Here is a 17,505-nt window from a genome sequence, read left to right as displayed (position 1 = left end):
AACGTCGGCGGCTGCACGCTGTTCACCTGCTGAGCTGAGTACTCGTACGTCTGCGCCAGCTTCTGCAGTTGCTGGATGGCCTCCGCACGGGCTGCCTCCATCCGCTGTTCCGCCTGTGCCGCTTCGGACTGGGCTGTCTGGGCCAATTTCCGGGCGTCCGGGTCGTTGCGGGCCCCAGGCTCCTGCAGGGTCTCCATTGTTTTGTGGGCTTTAGTCAGGTCTGCCTTGGCCCGCGTCGTCTCAGAGACGGACGGAATGGCCGACTTTGCCTCTGCGACAGCCTGCGCCACTGTGGCCATCCAGCGAGATGTGACTTCCGCGTACTGACCGAGACGCAGCGTCGCGCTGGCCGTATGGCCTCCCCAGTCGCGGAACGCGTCGCCGCCCTCGCCCTGCCACTCCAGACCTTTGACGTATGTCATGAGGTCGTCACCGATCTTGGTGATCGTCGAAGCGGCCCTCGTCAGCTTTCGCGCGAGTCCAGCGGCGCCCTCCGAACTGGCCGAGTCCAGCAAGGCCACCAGTTGCTCGTGGGTCATGGACTGAAAGTCCGTGCGCGCGAGCGTCGGCTCCTTGCGCTTTGGCTGCTCGCCCATCAGTAACCCTTCGCGTCGTCCGAGCCGGTCTCTGCGTCCGTGCCGTTGGCAGGTTGCTCGCGATACGGATCCCGGTTGGCCACGTAGTACTTCTCCACCTCCGCGTTCACCGCCTTCATCCGTGCCCGGATGTCGTCGTCGAGGTTCTCGTGACCCACGCGGGACGCGTGTACGGCGAGCCCCATGCCCTCGATCTGTGCGGTCAGCGCCTTGGAGAGGTTTTCCAACTCGTCATGGACGATGGCGTACGACTCGTAGAGGAACTGTGCTTCCTTGAAGTCGGCGGAGCCCAGTTGGGTACGGGTCAGGCGGTCCTGGCCGACCTTGTCCGGCGCCGCCTCGGACTTCTCCAGTTCGATCAGCAGATCGTCGACGCGCTTCTTGAAACCCGCCATGGCCTTGTGCTGAATGTCCAGAGCCATGGCCGGGTTCACGCCGTACAGGCCGTCGAAGGACTTGCCCGTGTCCGGTGCACCGCCTCCGCCGCCGTTGCCCCCGTTCGCACTCACCTGAGCGCCCCCCCCCGTTCTCCAGGTCAGTCAAAATGAGTCTTGTAGCGCCCGCAGCACGATCGATCAGTTTATCCGCGCTGAGGGAGCAAGCCCACTTGAATCAGCGGCGTACCGCGCTTTCGCGACACGAACACGCCGCGGCCCGGCGGCATGGGACGAGCCCGGACGCTGCCCAGGATGTCGCCCTCGCTCGGGTCGCCCGAGAGAATGACGCCCTGTGCGCCGAGTTCCCTGATCCGCTGCATGAAGGACTCGTACATCGCCCGCGAAGCCCCCGCCGAACTGCGCGCGATGACGAATTTGACGCCCACGTCACGGGCGAACGGCAGGTGCTCCACGAGCTGGGCCAGCGGGTTCCCGGTGCTGGTCGCGACCAGCTCGTAGTCGTCGATGACGACGAACAACTGAGGCCCGGTCCACCAACTGCGGTCGCGCAGTTGCTGCGGCGTGATGTCGGGCTTGGGCGCGCGCATCTCCATGAACTGGCGGATGGCGTCCATGTGGACCTGCATCGCCGAGGCCATGGGCGCGTACTCCAGCAGATGCTCCTCGGAGACCGCCTCCAGCATGGTGCGCCGGTAGTCGCCCACGACGATGCGGGCCTCGGAGGGTGTGTAGCGCTCCGCGATCCGCTTGGCGATCAGACGCAGCAGGTTCGTCTTGCCGGACTCGCTGTCGCCGAAGACCAGCAGGAACGGGTCCGCATCGAAGTCGATGAAGACGGGCTCCAGATCCGCCTCGTCGAGGCCGATCGCGATGCCCTGCTGCGGGGCCTCCAAACCCTTGGGCAACTGGTCGGCGGGCAGCTTGCGCGGCAGGAGCCGCACCGTGGGGGCAGGCGGACCCTGCCAGTTGTCCTTGACGCCCTGCACGAGCCGGGCCGTGGCGTCCGCGAGACTGCCGGCGTCCGACACGGAGTCGATGCGCGGAAGCGCCGTCATGAAGTGCAGCTTCTGGGGTACCTGCCCGCGGCCCGGCACACCCGTCGGTACGTTCATCGCGACCTTGCGGTCGAACTCGGAGTCCATGGCGTCACCCAGCCGCAGCTCCAGACGGCCGAGGATCTGGTCCTTGAGCGCCGCGCGCACCTCCATGTAGCGCGAGGCGGAGATGACCACGTGGATGCCGTACCCGAGGCCCCGGCCGGCGATGTCGTGAACGACTGCTTCCAGGCCCTCGTAGTCGTTGCGGAAGTTCCCCCAGCCGTCGATGACGAGGAAGACGTCGCCCCACTGCTCACCGGGCAGATCGCCCGCGGCCCGGCGCCTGCGGTAGGTGGTGACGGAGTCGATGCCGTGGGAGCGGAAGAACTGCTCGCGCCGGTTGAGGATGACCGCGACCTCCGCGACCGTACGCCTGACGCGTTCGGGGTCGAGCCGGGAGGCGACACCGCCCACGTGGGGCAGGTCACTCACCGAGGAGAGGCCGCCGCCGCCGAAGTCGAGGCAGTAGAACTGCACTTCGTGCGGCGTGTGTGTCAGAGCGAAGGACGTGACCAGCGTGCGCAGTAGCGTCGACTTGCCCGACTGTGGGCCGCCGACGACCATCATGTGGCCCGCGGCGGCCGAGAAGTCCTGGTAGAGGGCCTCCCGCTTCTGTTCGAAGGGCTTGTCGATCAGTCCGAGGGGCACCGTCAGGTCGCCGAGGCGGGTGTACTCCGGCGGGTGGACGCCACGCTCCGCGGTGACCGACAGGGCGGGCAGCAGCTGGTCCACGGTGGGCGCCTGGTCCAGGGGCGGAAGCCACACCTGGTGGGCGGGCACGCCCTGCCCCTCCAGACGCTGTACGACGACGTCCAGCACAGTGTCGGCGAGCGCGTCGTCCTGCCCCCGCGCGGGTGCCTGGCTCTGTTCCGGGTCGGGCTCGCTGTACGTCACCGGCACCGGCGCGGCGGTGAACAGCGCGGGCCGACGCTCGATGGGCATGCGGTTCGCGGAGACATCCGGCCCGCCCGCCCTGTAGGTGCCCGACACATAGGCAGCCTTGAAACGGACCATCTCGTCCGTGCCGAACTTCAGATACCCCGAGCCGGGCACGGACGGCAGGTGGTACGCGTCCGGCACCCCCAGGGCCGCGCGCGACTCGGCGGCCGAGAAGGTGCGCAGACCGATCCGGTACGACAGATACGTCTCCAGACCGCGCAGCCGGCCCTCCTCCAGACGCTGCGAGGCGAGCAGCAGATGGACACCGAGGGACCGGCCGATACGGCCGATCTGGATGAACATGTCGATGAAGTCCGGTTTTGCCGTCAGGAGTTCACTGAACTCGTCGATCACCAGGACGAGTGATGCCAGTGGCTCCAGCGGGGCCCCCGCCGCGCGCGCCTTCTCGTAGTCGTGAAGGTTGGCGTAATTGCCCGCGGAGCGCAGAAGCTCCTGCCGTCGCTGCAACTCGCCCCTGATCGCGTCTCCCATGCGGTCGACCAGGGTCAGCTCGTCGGCGAGGTTCGTGATCACGGCGGCGACGTGCGGCATCTGTGACATGCCGGCGAAGGTCGCGCCGCCCTTGAAGTCCGCCAGGACGAAGTTGAGGGCCTCGGACGAGTGCGTGACGGCCAGACCGAGCACGAGCGTGCGGAGCAGCTCGGACTTGCCGGAGCCGGTGGCGCCCACGCACAGGCCATGCGGTCCCATGCCGTCCTGCGCGGCCTCCTTCAGGTCCAGCATCACGGGCTGGCCGGCCTCGCCGACGCCGATCGGCACCCGGAGCCGTTCCGGAGTGGACCGCGGCCGCCAGGTGCGCCTCACATCCACGGACGCGGCGTCGCCCAGCCCCAGCAGGTCGGTGAAGTCGAGGTTGGCGAGCAGGGGCTCGTCGTCGTCCCCACCGCCCATGCGCAGTGGGGCCAACTGCCGGGCCAGGGCCTCCGCGGCAGGCAGCGACAGTCCGTCGGGCACCCCTTCGTAGGCGATGGAGCCGCCGGAGTCCAGCCACAGGCGGTCCGGGCGTACGACGACCGAGAGATCACCGCGCGGATGGTCGAGTTCGCCGGAGAGGACCTCGACGATGGTGACGCCCTGCAGGCCCTCCGCGGCGGCGAAGGCCGAGGTCGGCGGCACCATGCCGCCGTCCAGCACCACGAGGATGTGCGGCTGGTCGAGCAGCGGCTGGCCTTCACGGTTGAAGCGCGGCCGTCCGTCCAGACGGGCCGCCAGCAGATGCTCCAGCTCGCCGAGGTCGTCCCCGAAGAGACGTCGGCTGCCCGCTCCGTCGACCTGTCCCGGCAACTGGCAGTGCGGCAGCCATTTCGTCCAGTCCCAGCGACTCACGGCACCCGGGGCCGTCACCACGGCAAGGACCAGGTCGTCGGCGGAATGGAGGGTGACCGCCTGCGCCACCAGCGCACGGGCCGTGGCCTGCGCGTGCTCCGGGTCTCCGGACACCGTCAGGTGGTAGAAGGCGCGCAGCGACACGGCGACCGGAAGCCCGTCCAACTGCGCGTGCACCGACAGAAACCTCTGCATGGCGCCCGCGCACAGCGGCTCCAGTTCGTCGACCGGAGCGGTGTCCGGGGCGACGAGCGGCGTGGACAACTGCTGCGGGCCGAGACCGAGCCGTACCTGGCCGAAATCGCTGTCGCCGATGCGCCGTTCCCACACCCGGCTGCCCTCGGCGACCACCGCCCACAACTGCTCCGGAGCGGGGTGCAGGTACCACTGCGCGTCACGCTGACGCTGAGCCGTCCTGCGGATCCTGCGACGCGTCTGGGTGAGGTAGCGGAGGTAGTCGCGGCGTACATCGGCCATTTGCCCCTGCGTACCGCGACGGTGGCGGACGATCTGGGCGACGACCATCGCGGCCGTCGACACCAGCATCACCACACCCATGATCCGCATGAACGGATGGGCGTTGGGGGACGCGAAGTAGAACACCACCGACGAGGCCATGCCGAGCGTCGGAAGGACCTGCATCAGCACGCCTTCCTGCTGCCCACGGGGCAGTTCGGGCGGAGCCTCCAGAGGAAGCTCGTCCGTGGGCACTTCGGGCGGCAGGGCACGCGGTGGGCGCTTGATGACGATCTGGCTCACCGGAGCTTCAATCCCCCTATACGGAGGAGCACTTGCGTACCGGCACCCCCGTGGCGCCGGTGGTCCTCCGCTGCCCGGCGATCTTACGTGTCGTAACTGACAGTTCTTGTCGGTAGGGTGGCCAACCGCAGCGTGCGCATCCGCGAAGCAGGGGGTCAGTGAAGGTGAGTACGACCACGTCGACGGGCTTCTGCCGAGTCACTGTCGTGGCGCCCGACAGCCGTATCGACGTGGCGCTTCCGGTGGACATGCCTGTCGCCGGTGTTTACCCGGAAATCCTCCGCCTGACGGGTCAGACCCAGGCCGCAGGCGCGCCCACGGGCTATCACCTGGTGCGCCGGGACGGCAATGTCCTCGACGGGGCGCGCACACTCACCGAGGAGCGGGTGCTCGACGGCGAAGTGCTGAGCTTGCGCCCGTTCGCCCACTCACTCCCGCCGGCCGTGTACGACGACGTGTCGGACGCCGTGGCGGCCGCTGTCGTCCGCGACCGTCACCTCTGGAGTGACGACCTGCTGCGCATCGCGGGGCTGACCGGCGGCGCGCTGCTGGTGTTACTGATCGGGTTCCTCCTCTGGTTCGCGGACCCGGTGCGCCACGACATGCACGGCCCGCCCTGCATCGTCGCGGGCAGTGTCGGTGTGCTGCTGACCGCGTTCGCCGGGGTACGCGTGCGGGTGTACGCGGACCGGGCCCCGGCGGCCGCCCTCGGGCTCGCGGCCCTGCCGCTCCTGCTGATCGCGGGGTCCGGCATCGTCGCACCCGTCGCCGGACACGGACCGGGAAAGCTGCAGTTCATGCTGGGGTGCGCGGCCGTTCTCGTGGCCTCCGTCGCTCTGGTGGCCCTGGCCCCCGGCTCGGACGCACCGTTCGTCGCCGCCACGTTCCTCTCCGCGGTCGGGACGCTCGCGACGTTCCTCGCCATCGTCACGGAGGCGTCCGCCACCGCCACCGCCGCGGTCTGTGCCCCCGCCGCGATCGGGCTGGTCGCCTTCCTGCCCGGCCTCTCGGCCCGGTTCACCCGCCTGCCCATCGGCTACGCCTCGCCCCGCTCCACCCTGCAGGACGACTTCGACCCCGATCCCTCGCACGCGCCGGAGCCCGAGGCCCTCGACGCCGAGGACATCGCCGCTCGGGCCCGGCGCGGCCACGAGATGCTGCTCGGTCTCGTCGGCGGCACGGCGGCCGTCGTCATCGGTTCCGCGGCGGTGCTCGGCTTCTCGGACAACGTGTGGGGTCAGCTCCTCGCCCTGGCCGCCGGCCTGTCCATGCTGATCCGGGCGCGCCTTTTCCGCTACACCTCGCAGGTGGTGTGCACGCTGGTGGCGGGCCTCGCGGCGATCGCGCTGCTGCTGCTCGGTCTGGCGCTCAACCCGCCCACGGAGGAGCTGACCGAGTTCGTCCTGCACGACGACAGGGGCGCTCTCGACCTCCGTACGATCTGGCTGACCGCCGCGGTCGCTGCGGGCGCCGCTCTCGTCACCGCCGTCGGGCTGATCGTCCCGGGCAAGGGCCTGTCGCCGTTCTGGGGCCGGTTCCTCGATCTGGCGGAGGGTGCCGTGCTGCTGACACTGGTCCCGCTCTGCCTCGCCACGCTGGGAGTGCTGACCGCCGTCCGCTCGATGACGGGCTGATTGCCACGCGTGGCCCGGCGGCCGGAGGCCCACCCGCACCCTGCTACCCTGAACGACGGCCGTATGCGTACGCACCCCCGGAGCTCTCGCCCTGGAGGCCGCGCCCAGCGGACCCCGCCTTCCGAGTCGTGGAAGATCCCCCGAGATGTGGACCGGGGGCACTCGGTGGCCATTCACAGACTATGAGGAGTACGCGTGTCGCTCGACGCCGCTACGAAGAAGCAGATCATGTCCGAGTTCGGTACCAAGGAGGGTGACACCGGCTCCCCCGAGGTCCAGGTGGCTCTGCTGTCGCGCCGGATCTCGGACCTCACCGAGCACCTCAAGACGCACAAGCACGACCACCACTCCCGTCGTGGTCTGCTGATCCTGGTCGGTCAGCGTCGCCGCCTGCTGCAGTACCTGGCCAAGAAGGACATCCAGCGCTTCCGTGCGCTGGTCGACCGTCTCGGCATCCGCCGCGGTGCTGCGGGCGCCAAGTAAGACGCCGTGAGGGGAGCGGTTCCCGAAGCGATCGGGGACCGCTCCCCTTTGCCGTACGTACGGCTGCGCCGTGCGCACGGAGGGACGCGGTGAGAAACCGCGCATACGGAAACCGGGTGCGGGGGAAATCCTCCCCTGCGCACGGGAACGTGCGGAGTGTCACTCACGCTTTGTAGTGTGGTAGCACAACGCAAACCGCGTCACGCAACGCATGACACACGCACGACGCGGAACGCATGACAGAACGAGGAGAAGCGCGCCTCGCCGCCGCCGGTCCTCGGTAGTGGCCCCCGGGACAGCGAACCCCGGGTGCTTCGATCGAAGACCGGCCCGCACCAGACGGAGCGCTTCTCCGACACCGTCCCCCTGCCACACGGGCAGACCAGGGACGAAGGACGAGAAGTATCGGAGATTTTGCTGGTGGAGAACGAGACCCACTACGCCGAGGCCGTTATCGACAACGGTTCCTTCGGCACCCGCACCATCCGCTTTGAGACGGGCCGTCTGGCCCGGCAGGCCGCCGGCTCGGCCGTGGCGTACCTGGACGACGACACCATGGTGCTGTCGGCCACCACCGCCTCCAAGAACCCCAAGGACCAGCTCGACTTCTTCCCCCTCACGGTGGACGTCGAGGAGCGCATGTACGCGGCCGGGAAGATCCCCGGTTCCTTCTTCCGTCGTGAGGGCCGGCCGTCCGAGGACGCGATCCTCACCTGCCGCCTGATCGACCGCCCGCTGCGCCCGTCCTTCAAGAAGGGCCTGCGCAACGAGATCCAGGTCGTCGCCACGATCATGGCGCTCAACCCCGACCACCTGTACGACGTCGTGGCGATCAACGCCGCCTCCGCGTCCACGCAGCTGGCCGGTCTGCCCTTCTCCGGCCCGATCGGCGGCGTCCGCGTCGCGCTGATCCGCGGCCAGTGGGTGGCGTTCCCGACGCACACCGAGCTCGAGGACGCCGTCTTCGACATGGTCGTCGCGGGCCGCACCCTGGAGGACGGCGACGTCGCGATCATGATGGTCGAGGCCGAGGCCACCGAGAAGACCGTCACGCTGGTCGAGGGCGGCGCAGAGGCACCGACCGAGGAGGTCGTCGCCGCCGGTCTGGACGCCGCGAAGCCCTTCATCAAGGTGCTCTGCAGGGCCCAGGCCGACCTCGCCGCGAAGGCTGCCAAGCCCACCGGCGAGTTCCCCGTCTTCCTGGATTACCAGGACGACGTCTTCGAGGCGCTGACCGCCGCCGTCAGGCCCGAGCTCGCGCAGGCGCTCACCATCGCCGGCAAGCAGGAGCGCGAGGCCGAGCTGGACCGCGTCAAGCAGCTCGCCGCCGAGAAGCTCCTGCCGGAGTTCGAGGGCCGCGAGAAGGAGATCTCCGCCGCGTACCGTTCGCTCACCAAGTCCCTGGTCCGTGAGCGCGTCATCAAGGAGAAGAAGCGCATCGACGGCCGCGGTGTCACCGACATCCGCACCCTGGCCGCCGAGGTCGAGGCCATTCCGCGCGTGCACGGTTCCGCGCTATTCGAGCGGGGCGAGACCCAGATCCTGGGCGTCACCACGCTGAACATGCTCCGCATGGAGCAGCAGCTCGACACGCTGTCGCCGGTGACGCGCAAGCGTTACATGCACAACTACAACTTCCCGCCGTACTCCGTGGGCGAGACCGGCCGCGTCGGCTCCCCGAAGCGCCGCGAGATCGGCCACGGCGCCCTCGCCGAGCGCGCCATCGTGCCGGTACTGCCGGCACGCGAGGAGTTCCCGTACGCGATCCGTCAGGTGTCCGAGGCCCTCGGCTCCAACGGCTCGACGTCCATGGGCTCGGTCTGCGCCTCCACCATGTCGCTGCTGAACGCCGGTGTGCCGCTGAAGGCCCCCGTCGCCGGTATCGCCATGGGCCTCATCTCGCAGGAGATCGAGGGCGAGACGCACTACGTCACCCTCACCGACATCCTCGGTGCGGAGGACGCCTTCGGCGACATGGACTTCAAGGTCGCCGGCACCAAGGAGTTCGTGACCGCCCTCCAGCTCGACACCAAGCTGGACGGCATCCCCGCCTCCGTCCTGGCCGCCGCGCTGAAGCAGGCCCGTGACGCCCGCCTCCACATCCTCGACGTGATGATGGAAGCGATCGACACCCCGGACGAGATGTCCCCGAACGCGCCGCGGATCATCACCGTGAAGATCCCGGTCGACAAGATCGGCGAGGTCATCGGCCCCAAGGGCAAGATGATCAACCAGATCCAGGAGGACACCGGCGCCGAGATCACGATCGAGGACGACGGCACCATCTACATCGGTGCCGCCGACGGACCGGCCGCCGAGGCCGCCCGCGCCACGATCAACGGCATCGCCAACCCGACGATGCCCGAGGTCGGCGAGCGCTACCTGGGTACGGTCGTGAAGACGACCACCTTCGGCGCGTTCGTCTCCCTGCTGCCCGGCAAGGACGGGCTGCTGCACATCTCGCAGATCCGCAAGCTCGCCGGCGGCAAACGCGTGGAGAACGTCGAGGACGTCCTCGGTGTGGGCCAGAAGGTCCAGGTCGAGATCGCCGAGATCGACTCCCGCGGAAAGCTCTCCCTCATCCCCGTGATCGAGGGCGAAGGCGACGACGAGAAGAAGGACGACGCCGACCAGTGACGTCCCACAGCCCGAAGGCGACGGCCCGCACCTCTCCGGAGGCGCGGGCCGTCGCCCGTACCCAAACCCTCATCAAGGGCACAGGCGGCATCGGCACGGTCCGCAGGACCACTCTCCCCGGTGGCCTGCGCGTCGTCACCGAGACGCTGCCCTCGGTCCGCTCCGCAACCTTCGGCATCTGGGCGCACGTCGGCTCCCGCGACGAGACCCCGGCTCTGAACGGTGCCACGCACTACCTGGAGCACCTGCTCTTCAAGGGCACCAGCCGCAGGTCGGCCCTGGACATCTCCTCGGCGATCGACGCGGTGGGCGGCGAGATGAACGCGTTCACGGCGAAGGAGTACACGTGCTACTACGCGCGCGTGCTCGACGCCGACCTGCCGCTCGCCATCGACGTCGTCTGCGACATGCTGACCGGCTCGCTGATCCTGGAGGAGGACGTCGACGTCGAACGCGGCGCGATCCTCGAGGAGATCGCGATGACGGAGGACGACCCGGGCGACTGTGTGCACGACCTGTTCGCGCACACGATGTTCGGCGACAACCCCCTCGGCCGCCCCGTGCTCGGCACCGTCGACACGGTCAACGCCCTCACCGCCGACCGCATCCGCCGCTTCTACAAGAAGCACTACGACCCGACCCACCTGGTGGTCGCCTGCGCGGGCAACGTCGACCACAACAAGGTCGTACGCCAGGTCCGCGCCGCCTTCGAACAGGCCGGCGCGCTCAAGGACCCGGCGGCGCAGCCCATCGCACCGCGCGGCGGCCTGCGCGGTCTGCGCACCGCCGGCCGCGTCGAGATGATCGCCCGCAAGACCGAGCAGGCGCACGTCGTGCTGGGTATGCCCGGTCTGGCGCGCACCGACGAGCGGCGCTGGGCGCTCGGCGTCCTCAACACCGCTCTCGGCGGCGGCATGTCCTCCCGGCTGTTCCAGGAGGTCCGCGAGAAGCGCGGCCTGGCCTACAGCGTGTACTCGTACACCTCGGGCTTCGCCGACTGCGGCCTGTTCGGCGTGTACGCCGGCTGCCGGCCCTCCCAGGTGGACGACGTACTGAAGATCTGCCGCGACGAGCTCGACCACGTCGCCGAGCACGGACTGTCCGACGAGGAGATCGACCGCGCCGTCGGCCAGCTCCGCGGCTCCACGGTCCTCGGTCTGGAGGACACCGGAGCGCTGATGAACCGTATCGGCAAGAGCGAGCTGTGCTGGGGCGACCAGATGTCCGTCGACGACATGCTGACCCGGATAGCCTCGGTCACCCCGGACGACGTCCGCTCCGTGGCCCGGGACGTCCTCGGCCGGCGGCCCTCGCTGGCGGTCATCGGCCCGCTGAAGGACAAGCAGGCCTCCCGGCTGCAGGACACCGTCGCCTAGAGCCCTTCCGCAAGGAAGGACAAGCCCTCCCGTAAGGAAGCACAAGATGAGCAAGCTGCGCGTGGCGGTCCTCGGAGCCAGGGGCCGCATCGGATCCGAGGCGGTACGGGCAGTCGAGGCCGCCGAGGACTTGGAGCTGGTCGCCGCCCTGGGCCGGGGCGACAAGCTGGAGACGCTGGCAGACGCGGGGGCCCAGGTCGCCGTCGAGCTGACCACACCCGCGTCGGTCATGGGCAACCTCGACTTCTGCGTGCGGCACCAGATCCACGCCGTCGTCGGCACCACCGGCTGGACCGACGACCGTCTCGCGCAGCTGAGGGGCTTGCTGGAGCAGTCCCCCGGGACGGGCGTGCTCATCGCGCCGAACTTCTCCGTCGGCGCCGTCCTCACCATGAGGTTCGCGCAGCTCGCCGCCCCCTACTTCGAGTCCGTCGAGGTCGTCGAGCTGCACCACCCGAACAAGGCCGACGCCCCCAGCGGCACCGCCACGCGCACCGCCCAGCTCATCGCCGAGGCCCGCCGCCGGGCGGGCAGCGCCCCGGCGCCGGACGCGACGGTCACCGCGCTGGACGGTGCCCGTGGCGCGGACGTCGACGGCGTCCCGGTGCACGCCGTCCGGCTGCGTGGTCTGCTCGCCCACCAGGAAGTCCTGCTCGGGGGCGAGGGCGAGACGCTGACCCTGCGGCACGACTCCCTGCACCACAGCAGCTTCATGCCGGGCATCCTGCTCGGCGTACGGCGGGTGGTGAGCACCCCGGGCCTGACCTTCGGCCTGGAACACTTCCTGGACCTGAACTGAAGCCCGGACCCGAAGCCCCGACACTCATGCGCGCACAGATCACCTACGCCGTCACGGCCGCCGCTCTCGTCTGCTACTTCGCCCTGGCCGGCAGCCGCGGCGTCATGCTCATCGAAACGGGCACACCCGTCACCGTCGTCTTCGGGCTGGCGGTGCTGGTCCTGCCGGTGATCGGGCTGTGGTTCCTGTGGAAGAACACCCAGTTCGTCCGCCGGGCCAACCGGCTCGCCGCCCAGCTCGACGCCGAGGGCGGACTGCCCGTCGACGAGCTGCGGCGCACGCCCTCCGGGCGCATCGACCGCGACTCGGCGGACGAGGTGTTCGCCCGGCGCAAGGCCGAGACGGAAGCCGCCCCCGAGGACTGGCGCAGCTGGTTCCGGCTCGCCGTCGCCTACCACGACGCGCGCGACACACCCCGCGCCCGCAGGGCGATGCAGCGGGCGATCATCCTGCACCGCACCTCGCAGTGACGCCCGACGGGGGATGACGCCCCGACGACCCACGACGCGACGGCGAGCACGGACGCGACGCGGGCAGGGACGCGACGGCGGGCAGCGGCGTACGCCTGAGCCACCGCGTACGGCGAGGGGCCCGGTCCATCACCAGGTGCGGACCGGGCCCCTCGCCGTGCCGCCGCCGTCGCGGGCACCGAGGTCGTGCTCAGCCCCGCCGGTACTCCTCGGCCCAGGCCTCCACCGCGTCGGCGGCCCGGTCGAAAGCCTCGGGCCGGCCCAGGAAATCCGCGCCGTGCGAGGTCAGCAGCGGGGGAACCGCTTCGGCCGGACGCCCGTGCCGGGTGAGCAGCAGAGCCTGTCCCTGCACGGTGCGCGGCAGCCCGAGCCAGCGCACCGGCTGCTGCACCGTCCGCACCGCGACCACCTGTTCCCAGGGCGTCGTCCGCGTGGTGAAGAAGCTCACCAGCCGCAGCCCGTACGCGCTCACCCACACGCCCATGCACAGCAGCCGCAGCGCGCACGCGATGACGACCGTCGCGACGGCGAAGACCAGTCCGGCCGACGCGACGCTGTCCGTCAGCGCGATGACGACGGCCGCGAACAGCACGAACGACGCGAGCAGCAGCAGCACCGCCGAGACACCCACGCGCCACGGGCCGGGCCGGTAGGGGCGCCGCCGGCGGTCGCGGTCGTCGTACGGGAGGGCGGCGTCGTCCGTGGAGTCGAAGGCGCGGTCGGCCGTCAGGAAGGGCAGTGGCACGGCGGTTCCTCACTCGATCCATGCGGGGCTGGCCCGGTGAGGTTATCGACCTGTGTCCCCGGTCACCACTCCCGGGGGTCCGGACGGCGTGTACGCCCCGGGCCGGGGCCGCCCGTAGAGTTGGCGTCCTCAAGAGACGAGACGGGAAGGCCTTTCGTACCGTGACCGGCACAGACGACGACTTCAAGATCGAACTTCGCGGCGACGTCACCGTGGAACTGGTGAAGCACAGTGCGGCCGACTCCGACGTACTGTTCGCGGCCCGGGTCTCGACCCTGGGGGAGCAGTCCCTGGGCGAACTGAAGAAGGATCCGGAGCGCTCCAAGGGGCTGATCAACTACCTCATGCGGGACCGGCACGGCAGCCCGTTCGAGCACAACTCGATGACCTTCCTCGTCAGCGCACCGATCTTCGTCTTCCGCGAATTCATGCGGCACCGGGTCGGCTGGTCCTACAACGAGGAGTCCGGCCGATACCGGGAGCTCCAGCCGGTCTTCTACGTCCCCGACGCCTCCCGCAAGCTGGTCCAGCAGGGCCGCCCGGGCAAGTACGAGTTCGTCGAGGGCACCGAGGAGCAGCACGGGCTCGTCGCCGGGTCCATGGAGAACTCCTACCGGCAGGCCTACCGCACCTACCGGGCGATGATCGAGGCCGGCGTCGCCCGCGAGATCGCCCGTTCGGTGCTCCCCGTCGGCCTGTACTCCTCGATGTACGCCACCTGCAACGCCCGCTCGCTGATGCATTTCCTCGGCCTGCGCACCCAGCACGAGCTGGCCAAGGTGCCGTCCTTCCCCCAGCGGGAGATCGAGATGGTCGGCGAGAAGATGGAGGCCGCGTGGGCCGAGCTCATGCCGCTGACGTACGCCGCCTTCAACACCAACGGCCGGGTGGCTCCGTAACACGCCCCGGGGCATCCGCGTCCGTGCGCACCTGTGTGCCCGGACGCGGATGCCCCGGGGCACACAGGTGCGATCAGCCCCGCGAGGTGTCCGTATTGCAGTATTTAGTGAAGTTCATCTAGCCTGATCGAACGGACCCGGCACTGCTTGAACCCCCGAGCAGGCAGTGCCGGGATCCGCATTTGTCCCACCTTGCCGCCTCCCCCTAGGGCAGACCCCGACCAGAGCAACGAGTAGCGTGTAACCCATGGCTCCGACCTCCACTCCGCAGACCCCCTTCGGGAGGGTCCTCACCGCCATGGTCACGCCCTTCGCGGCGGACGGCGCACTCGACCTCGACGGCGCGCAGCGGCTCGCCGCCCACCTGGTGGACGCAGGCAACGACGGCCTGATCATCAACGGCACCACGGGCGAGTCCCCCACCACCAGCGACGCGGAGAAAACGGATCTCGTACGGGCGGTCCTGGAAGCGGTCGGCGACCGGGCCCACGTCATCGCCGGAGTCGGAACCAACGACACCCACCACAGCATCGAGCTCGCCCGCGCCGCGGAGCGCACGGGCGCCCACGGACTGCTGGTCGTCACCCCGTACTACAACAAGCCCCCGCAAGAGGGCCTCTACCGGCACTTCCGGGCCGTCGCCGACGCCACGGAACTCCCCGTCATGCTCTACGACATCCCCGGCCGCAGCGGCGTACCGATCAACACGGAGACGCTGGTACGCCTCGCCGAGCACCCGCGGATCGTCGCCAACAAGGACGCCAAGGGCGACCTCGGCCGCGCCGGCTGGGCCATCGCCCGGTCCCGGCTCGCCTGGTACTCCGGCGACGACATGCTGAACCTCCCGCTGCTCTCCGTGGGTGCGGTCGGCTTCGTCTCCGTCGTCGGCCACCTCGTGACCCCCGAGCTGCGCGCCCTGATCGACGCGTACACCTCGGGCGACGTCCAGAAGGCGACCGAGATCCACCAGAAGCTGCTCCCCGTCTACACGGGCATGTTCCGCACCCAGGGCGTCATGACGACGAAGGCCGCGCTCACCCTCAAGGGCCTGCCCGCCGGCCCGCTGCGCGCGCCCATGGTCGAGTGCATGCCCGAGGAGATCGAGCAGCTCAAGATCGATCTTGCCGCGGGCGGGGTACAGCTCTGACAACGGACTTCACAACTGAATAGCGGGCCACCGGTGCCCGCAGCCACACGACAACTGCTTCTGCACGAACGTTACGCGCGCCACGTGCCCCACCGGTACGTGGCGCGTGTGGTTGAGGAGAGTCTTTTGAGCCATCCGCACCCTGAACTGGCCCCGCCCCCGCCGCTCCCCGAGGGCGGCCTGCGGGTCACCCCACTCGGCGGCCTCGGCGAGATCGGCCGCAACATGACGGTCTTCGAGTACGGCGGCCGTCTGCTGATCGTCGACTGCGGAGTGCTCTTCCCCGAGGAGGAGCAGCCCGGAATCGACCTGATCCTGCCGGACTTCAGCTCCGTACGGGACCGCCTCGACGACATCGAGGGCATCGTCCTCACCCACGGCCACGAGGACCACATCGGCGGCGTCCCCTTCCTCCTGCGCGAGAAGCCGGACATCCCGCTGATCGGCTCCAAGCTGACCCTCGCCCTGATCGAGGCCAAGCTCCAGGAACACCGCATCCGCCCCTACACCCTCGAGGTGACGGAGGGGCAGCGCGAGCGGATCGGCCCGTTCGACTGCGAGTTCATCGCGGTGAACCACTCCATCCCGGACGCCCTCGCGGTCGCCATCCGCACCCCGGCCGGCATGGCCGTCCACACCGGCGACTTCAAGATGGACCAGCTCCCGCTGGACAGCCGCCTCACCGACCTGCACGCCTTCGCGCGGCTGAGCGAGGAGGGCATCGACCTCCTCCTCTCCGACTCCACGAACGCCGAGGTCCCCGGGTTCGTCCCGCCCGAGCGGGAGATCTCGGGCGTGCTCCGCCAGGTCTTCGCCGGCGCCCGCAAGCGCATCATCGTGGCGAGCTTCGCCAGCCACGTCCACCGCATCCAGCAGATCCTCGACGCGGCGCACGAGTACGGCCGCCGGGTCGCCTTCGTCGGCCGCTCCATGGTCCGGAACATGGGCATCGCCCGTGACCTCGGCTATCTGAAGGTCCCCCCGGGCCTGGTCGTGGACGTGAAGACCCTGGACGACCTGCCGGACAGCGAGGTGGTCCTGGTCTGCACGGGTTCCCAGGGCGAACCGATGGCGGCCCTGTCCCGCATGGCCAACCGCGACCACCAGATCCGCATCGTCCAGGGCGACACGGTGATCCTCGCGTCGTCGCTCATCCCCGGCAACGAGAACGCGGTCTACCGCGTCATCAACGGCCTGACCCGCTGGGGCGCCAACGTCGTCCACAAGGGCAACGCCAAGGTGCACGTCTCGGGCCACGCCTCGGCCGGCGAGCTGCTGTACTTCTACAACATCTGCCGCCCGAAGAACCTGATGCCGGTCCACGGCGAATGGCGCCACCTGCGCGCCAACGCCGAACTGGGCGCCCTGACCGGCGTCCCGCACGACCGCATCGTCATCGCCGAGGACGGCGTGGTCGTGGACCTCGTCGGGGGCAAGGCGAAGATCTCCGGCAAGGTCCAGGCGGGCTACGTCTACGTCGACGGCCTCTCCGTCGGTGACGTGGGCGAGCCGGCCCTGAAGGACCGCAGGATCCTCGGCGACGAGGGCATCATCTCGGTCTTCGTCGTCCTCGACTCGTCCACCGGCAAGATCACGGGCGGCCCGCACGTACAGGCCCGCGGCTCCGGCATCGAGGACTCCGCCTTCGGGGAGGTCATCCCGAAGATCACGGAGGTGCTGGAGAAGTCGGCCCAGGACGGCGTCGTGGAGCCCCACCAGATGCAGCAGCTCGTCCGCCGCACGCTGGGCAAGTGGGTCTCGGACACCTACCGGCGCCGGCCGATGATCCTGCCTGTCGTGGTGGAGGTCTGACGGCGCGTCGGGCTGCCGACAGCGCGAACACAGGGGCGGGGCCCTCGATTTGCATCGGGGCGCCCCGCTCCAGTACGTTTACGACCCCGCCCAGACGGGAACCCGGCCGCTTCGTGCACCGGGGGATCCCTCTCAGTGAGACTCGACGAGCCTCACGAGAGTGAGCCGGAAGGGGTGGGAATTCCGACTCAGAACCTCTGATAAAGTCGGAACCGCCGGAAAGGGAAACGCGAAAGCGGGGACCTGGAAAGCACCGAGGAAATCGGATCGGGAAGATCTGATAGAGTCGGAAACGCAAGACCGGAGGGAAGCGCCCGGAGGAAAGCCCGAGAGGGTGAGTACAAAGGAAGCGTCCGTTCCTTGAGAA

The 17,505-nt window shown here is 69.4% G+C and carries 12 protein-coding genes; 9 read left to right on the top strand and 3 right to left on the bottom strand.

The window, feature by feature from the left end; genetic code table 11:
* Positions 1-595: 595 nt before the first annotated feature.
* Both ABZ354_RS17330 and eccCa read right to left on the bottom strand, forming a co-directional pair.
* Positions 596-1,105 (bottom strand): hypothetical protein, encoded by a 510-nt coding sequence (locus tag ABZ354_RS17330; protein WP_358657519.1) that lies wholly within the window; start codon positions 1,103-1,105, stop codon positions 596-598.
* A gap of 71 nt (positions 1,106-1,176) precedes the next feature.
* Positions 1,177-5,136, bottom strand: a complete 3,960-nt coding sequence (gene eccCa / locus ABZ354_RS17325) for a type VII secretion protein EccCa (protein WP_358657517.1) — start codon at positions 5,134-5,136, stop codon at positions 1,177-1,179.
* A 164-nt stretch (positions 5,137-5,300) separates the two neighbouring features.
* Here eccCa and eccD point away from each other — a divergent pair, with 164 nt between their 5' ends.
* The 6 genes from eccD (at position 5,301) to ABZ354_RS17295 (ending at position 12,535) form a co-directional block, all read left to right on the top strand.
* Complete coding sequence (gene eccD / locus ABZ354_RS17320) at positions 5,301-6,770, top strand: type VII secretion integral membrane protein EccD (RefSeq protein WP_358657515.1); 1,470 nt, start codon at positions 5,301-5,303, stop codon at positions 6,768-6,770.
* Positions 6,771-6,965: 195 nt separating this feature from the next.
* Positions 6,966-7,253, top strand: a complete 288-nt coding sequence (gene rpsO / locus ABZ354_RS17315; protein WP_010042739.1) for a 30S ribosomal protein S15 — start codon at positions 6,966-6,968, stop codon at positions 7,251-7,253.
* Positions 7,254-7,673: 420 nt separating this feature from the next.
* Positions 7,674-9,890: a polyribonucleotide nucleotidyltransferase gene (locus tag ABZ354_RS17310; RefSeq protein ID WP_358657513.1), complete on the top strand. Its 2,217-nt coding sequence runs from the start codon at positions 7,674-7,676 to the stop codon at positions 9,888-9,890.
* Entirely contained in the window at positions 9,887-11,266 is a 1,380-nt protein-coding gene (locus ABZ354_RS17305; RefSeq protein ID WP_358657511.1) for a pitrilysin family protein, read from the top strand. The genes ABZ354_RS17310 and ABZ354_RS17305 overlap by 4 nt, the downstream gene beginning before the upstream one ends.
* 46 nt (positions 11,267-11,312) lie before the next feature.
* A complete protein-coding gene (dapB, locus tag ABZ354_RS17300; protein ID WP_358657509.1) occupies positions 11,313-12,065 on the top strand; it encodes a 4-hydroxy-tetrahydrodipicolinate reductase in 753 nt (250 codons plus the stop codon).
* Between the two features lie 26 nt (positions 12,066-12,091).
* Positions 12,092-12,535 (top strand): hypothetical protein, encoded by a 444-nt coding sequence (locus ABZ354_RS17295; protein WP_358657507.1) that lies wholly within the window; start codon positions 12,092-12,094, stop codon positions 12,533-12,535.
* Between the two features lie 190 nt (positions 12,536-12,725).
* Here the strand turns inward: ABZ354_RS17295 and ABZ354_RS17290 are convergent, their stop codons facing one another.
* Positions 12,726-13,280: a PH domain-containing protein gene (locus ABZ354_RS17290; RefSeq protein WP_358657505.1), complete on the bottom strand. Its 555-nt coding sequence runs from the start codon at positions 13,278-13,280 to the stop codon at positions 12,726-12,728.
* A gap of 161 nt (positions 13,281-13,441) precedes the next feature.
* Between ABZ354_RS17290 and thyX the strand changes: the two genes are divergently transcribed.
* The 3 genes from thyX to ABZ354_RS17275 all read left to right on the top strand — a co-directional run bounded on the left by thyX (position 13,442) and on the right by ABZ354_RS17275 (position 17,138).
* Positions 13,442-14,179 (top strand): FAD-dependent thymidylate synthase, encoded by a 738-nt coding sequence (gene thyX / locus ABZ354_RS17285; RefSeq protein WP_358657503.1) that lies wholly within the window; start codon positions 13,442-13,444, stop codon positions 14,177-14,179.
* Positions 14,180-14,426: 247 nt separating this feature from the next.
* The gene (dapA, locus tag ABZ354_RS17280) at positions 14,427-15,326 is read left to right on the top strand and encodes a 4-hydroxy-tetrahydrodipicolinate synthase (protein ID WP_358657501.1); all 900 of its coding nucleotides are present in this window, start codon (positions 14,427-14,429) and stop codon (positions 15,324-15,326) included.
* A gap of 126 nt (positions 15,327-15,452) precedes the next feature.
* Positions 15,453-17,138 carry a ribonuclease J gene (locus ABZ354_RS17275; RefSeq protein ID WP_358657499.1) on the top strand — a complete coding sequence of 562 codons (1,686 nt, stop codon included), beginning with the start codon at positions 15,453-15,455 and terminating at the stop codon, positions 17,136-17,138.
* Positions 17,139-17,505: the final 367 nt, after the last annotated feature.

It is taken from the genome of Streptomyces sp. NPDC005925 (genome assembly GCF_040638805.1).
GTDB lineage: Bacteria > Actinomycetota > Actinomycetes > Streptomycetales > Streptomycetaceae > Streptomyces.
Note: the sequence above shows the minus strand (reverse complement) of the source record. Positions and strands in the feature narration are given on the sequence as shown.

Bases quoted from the DNA above. Each gene is read 5' to 3' on its own strand.
- dapB (WP_358657509.1), top strand. From the start codon at position 11,313: ATGAGCAAGCTGCGCGTGGCGGTCCTCGGAGCCAGGGGCCGCATCGGA.
- ABZ354_RS17295 (WP_358657507.1), top strand. From the start codon at position 12,092: ATGCGCGCACAGATCACCTACGCCGTCACGGCCGCCGCTCTCGTCTGC.
- dapA (WP_358657501.1), top strand. From the start codon at position 14,427: ATGGCTCCGACCTCCACTCCGCAGACCCCCTTCGGGAGGGTCCTCACC.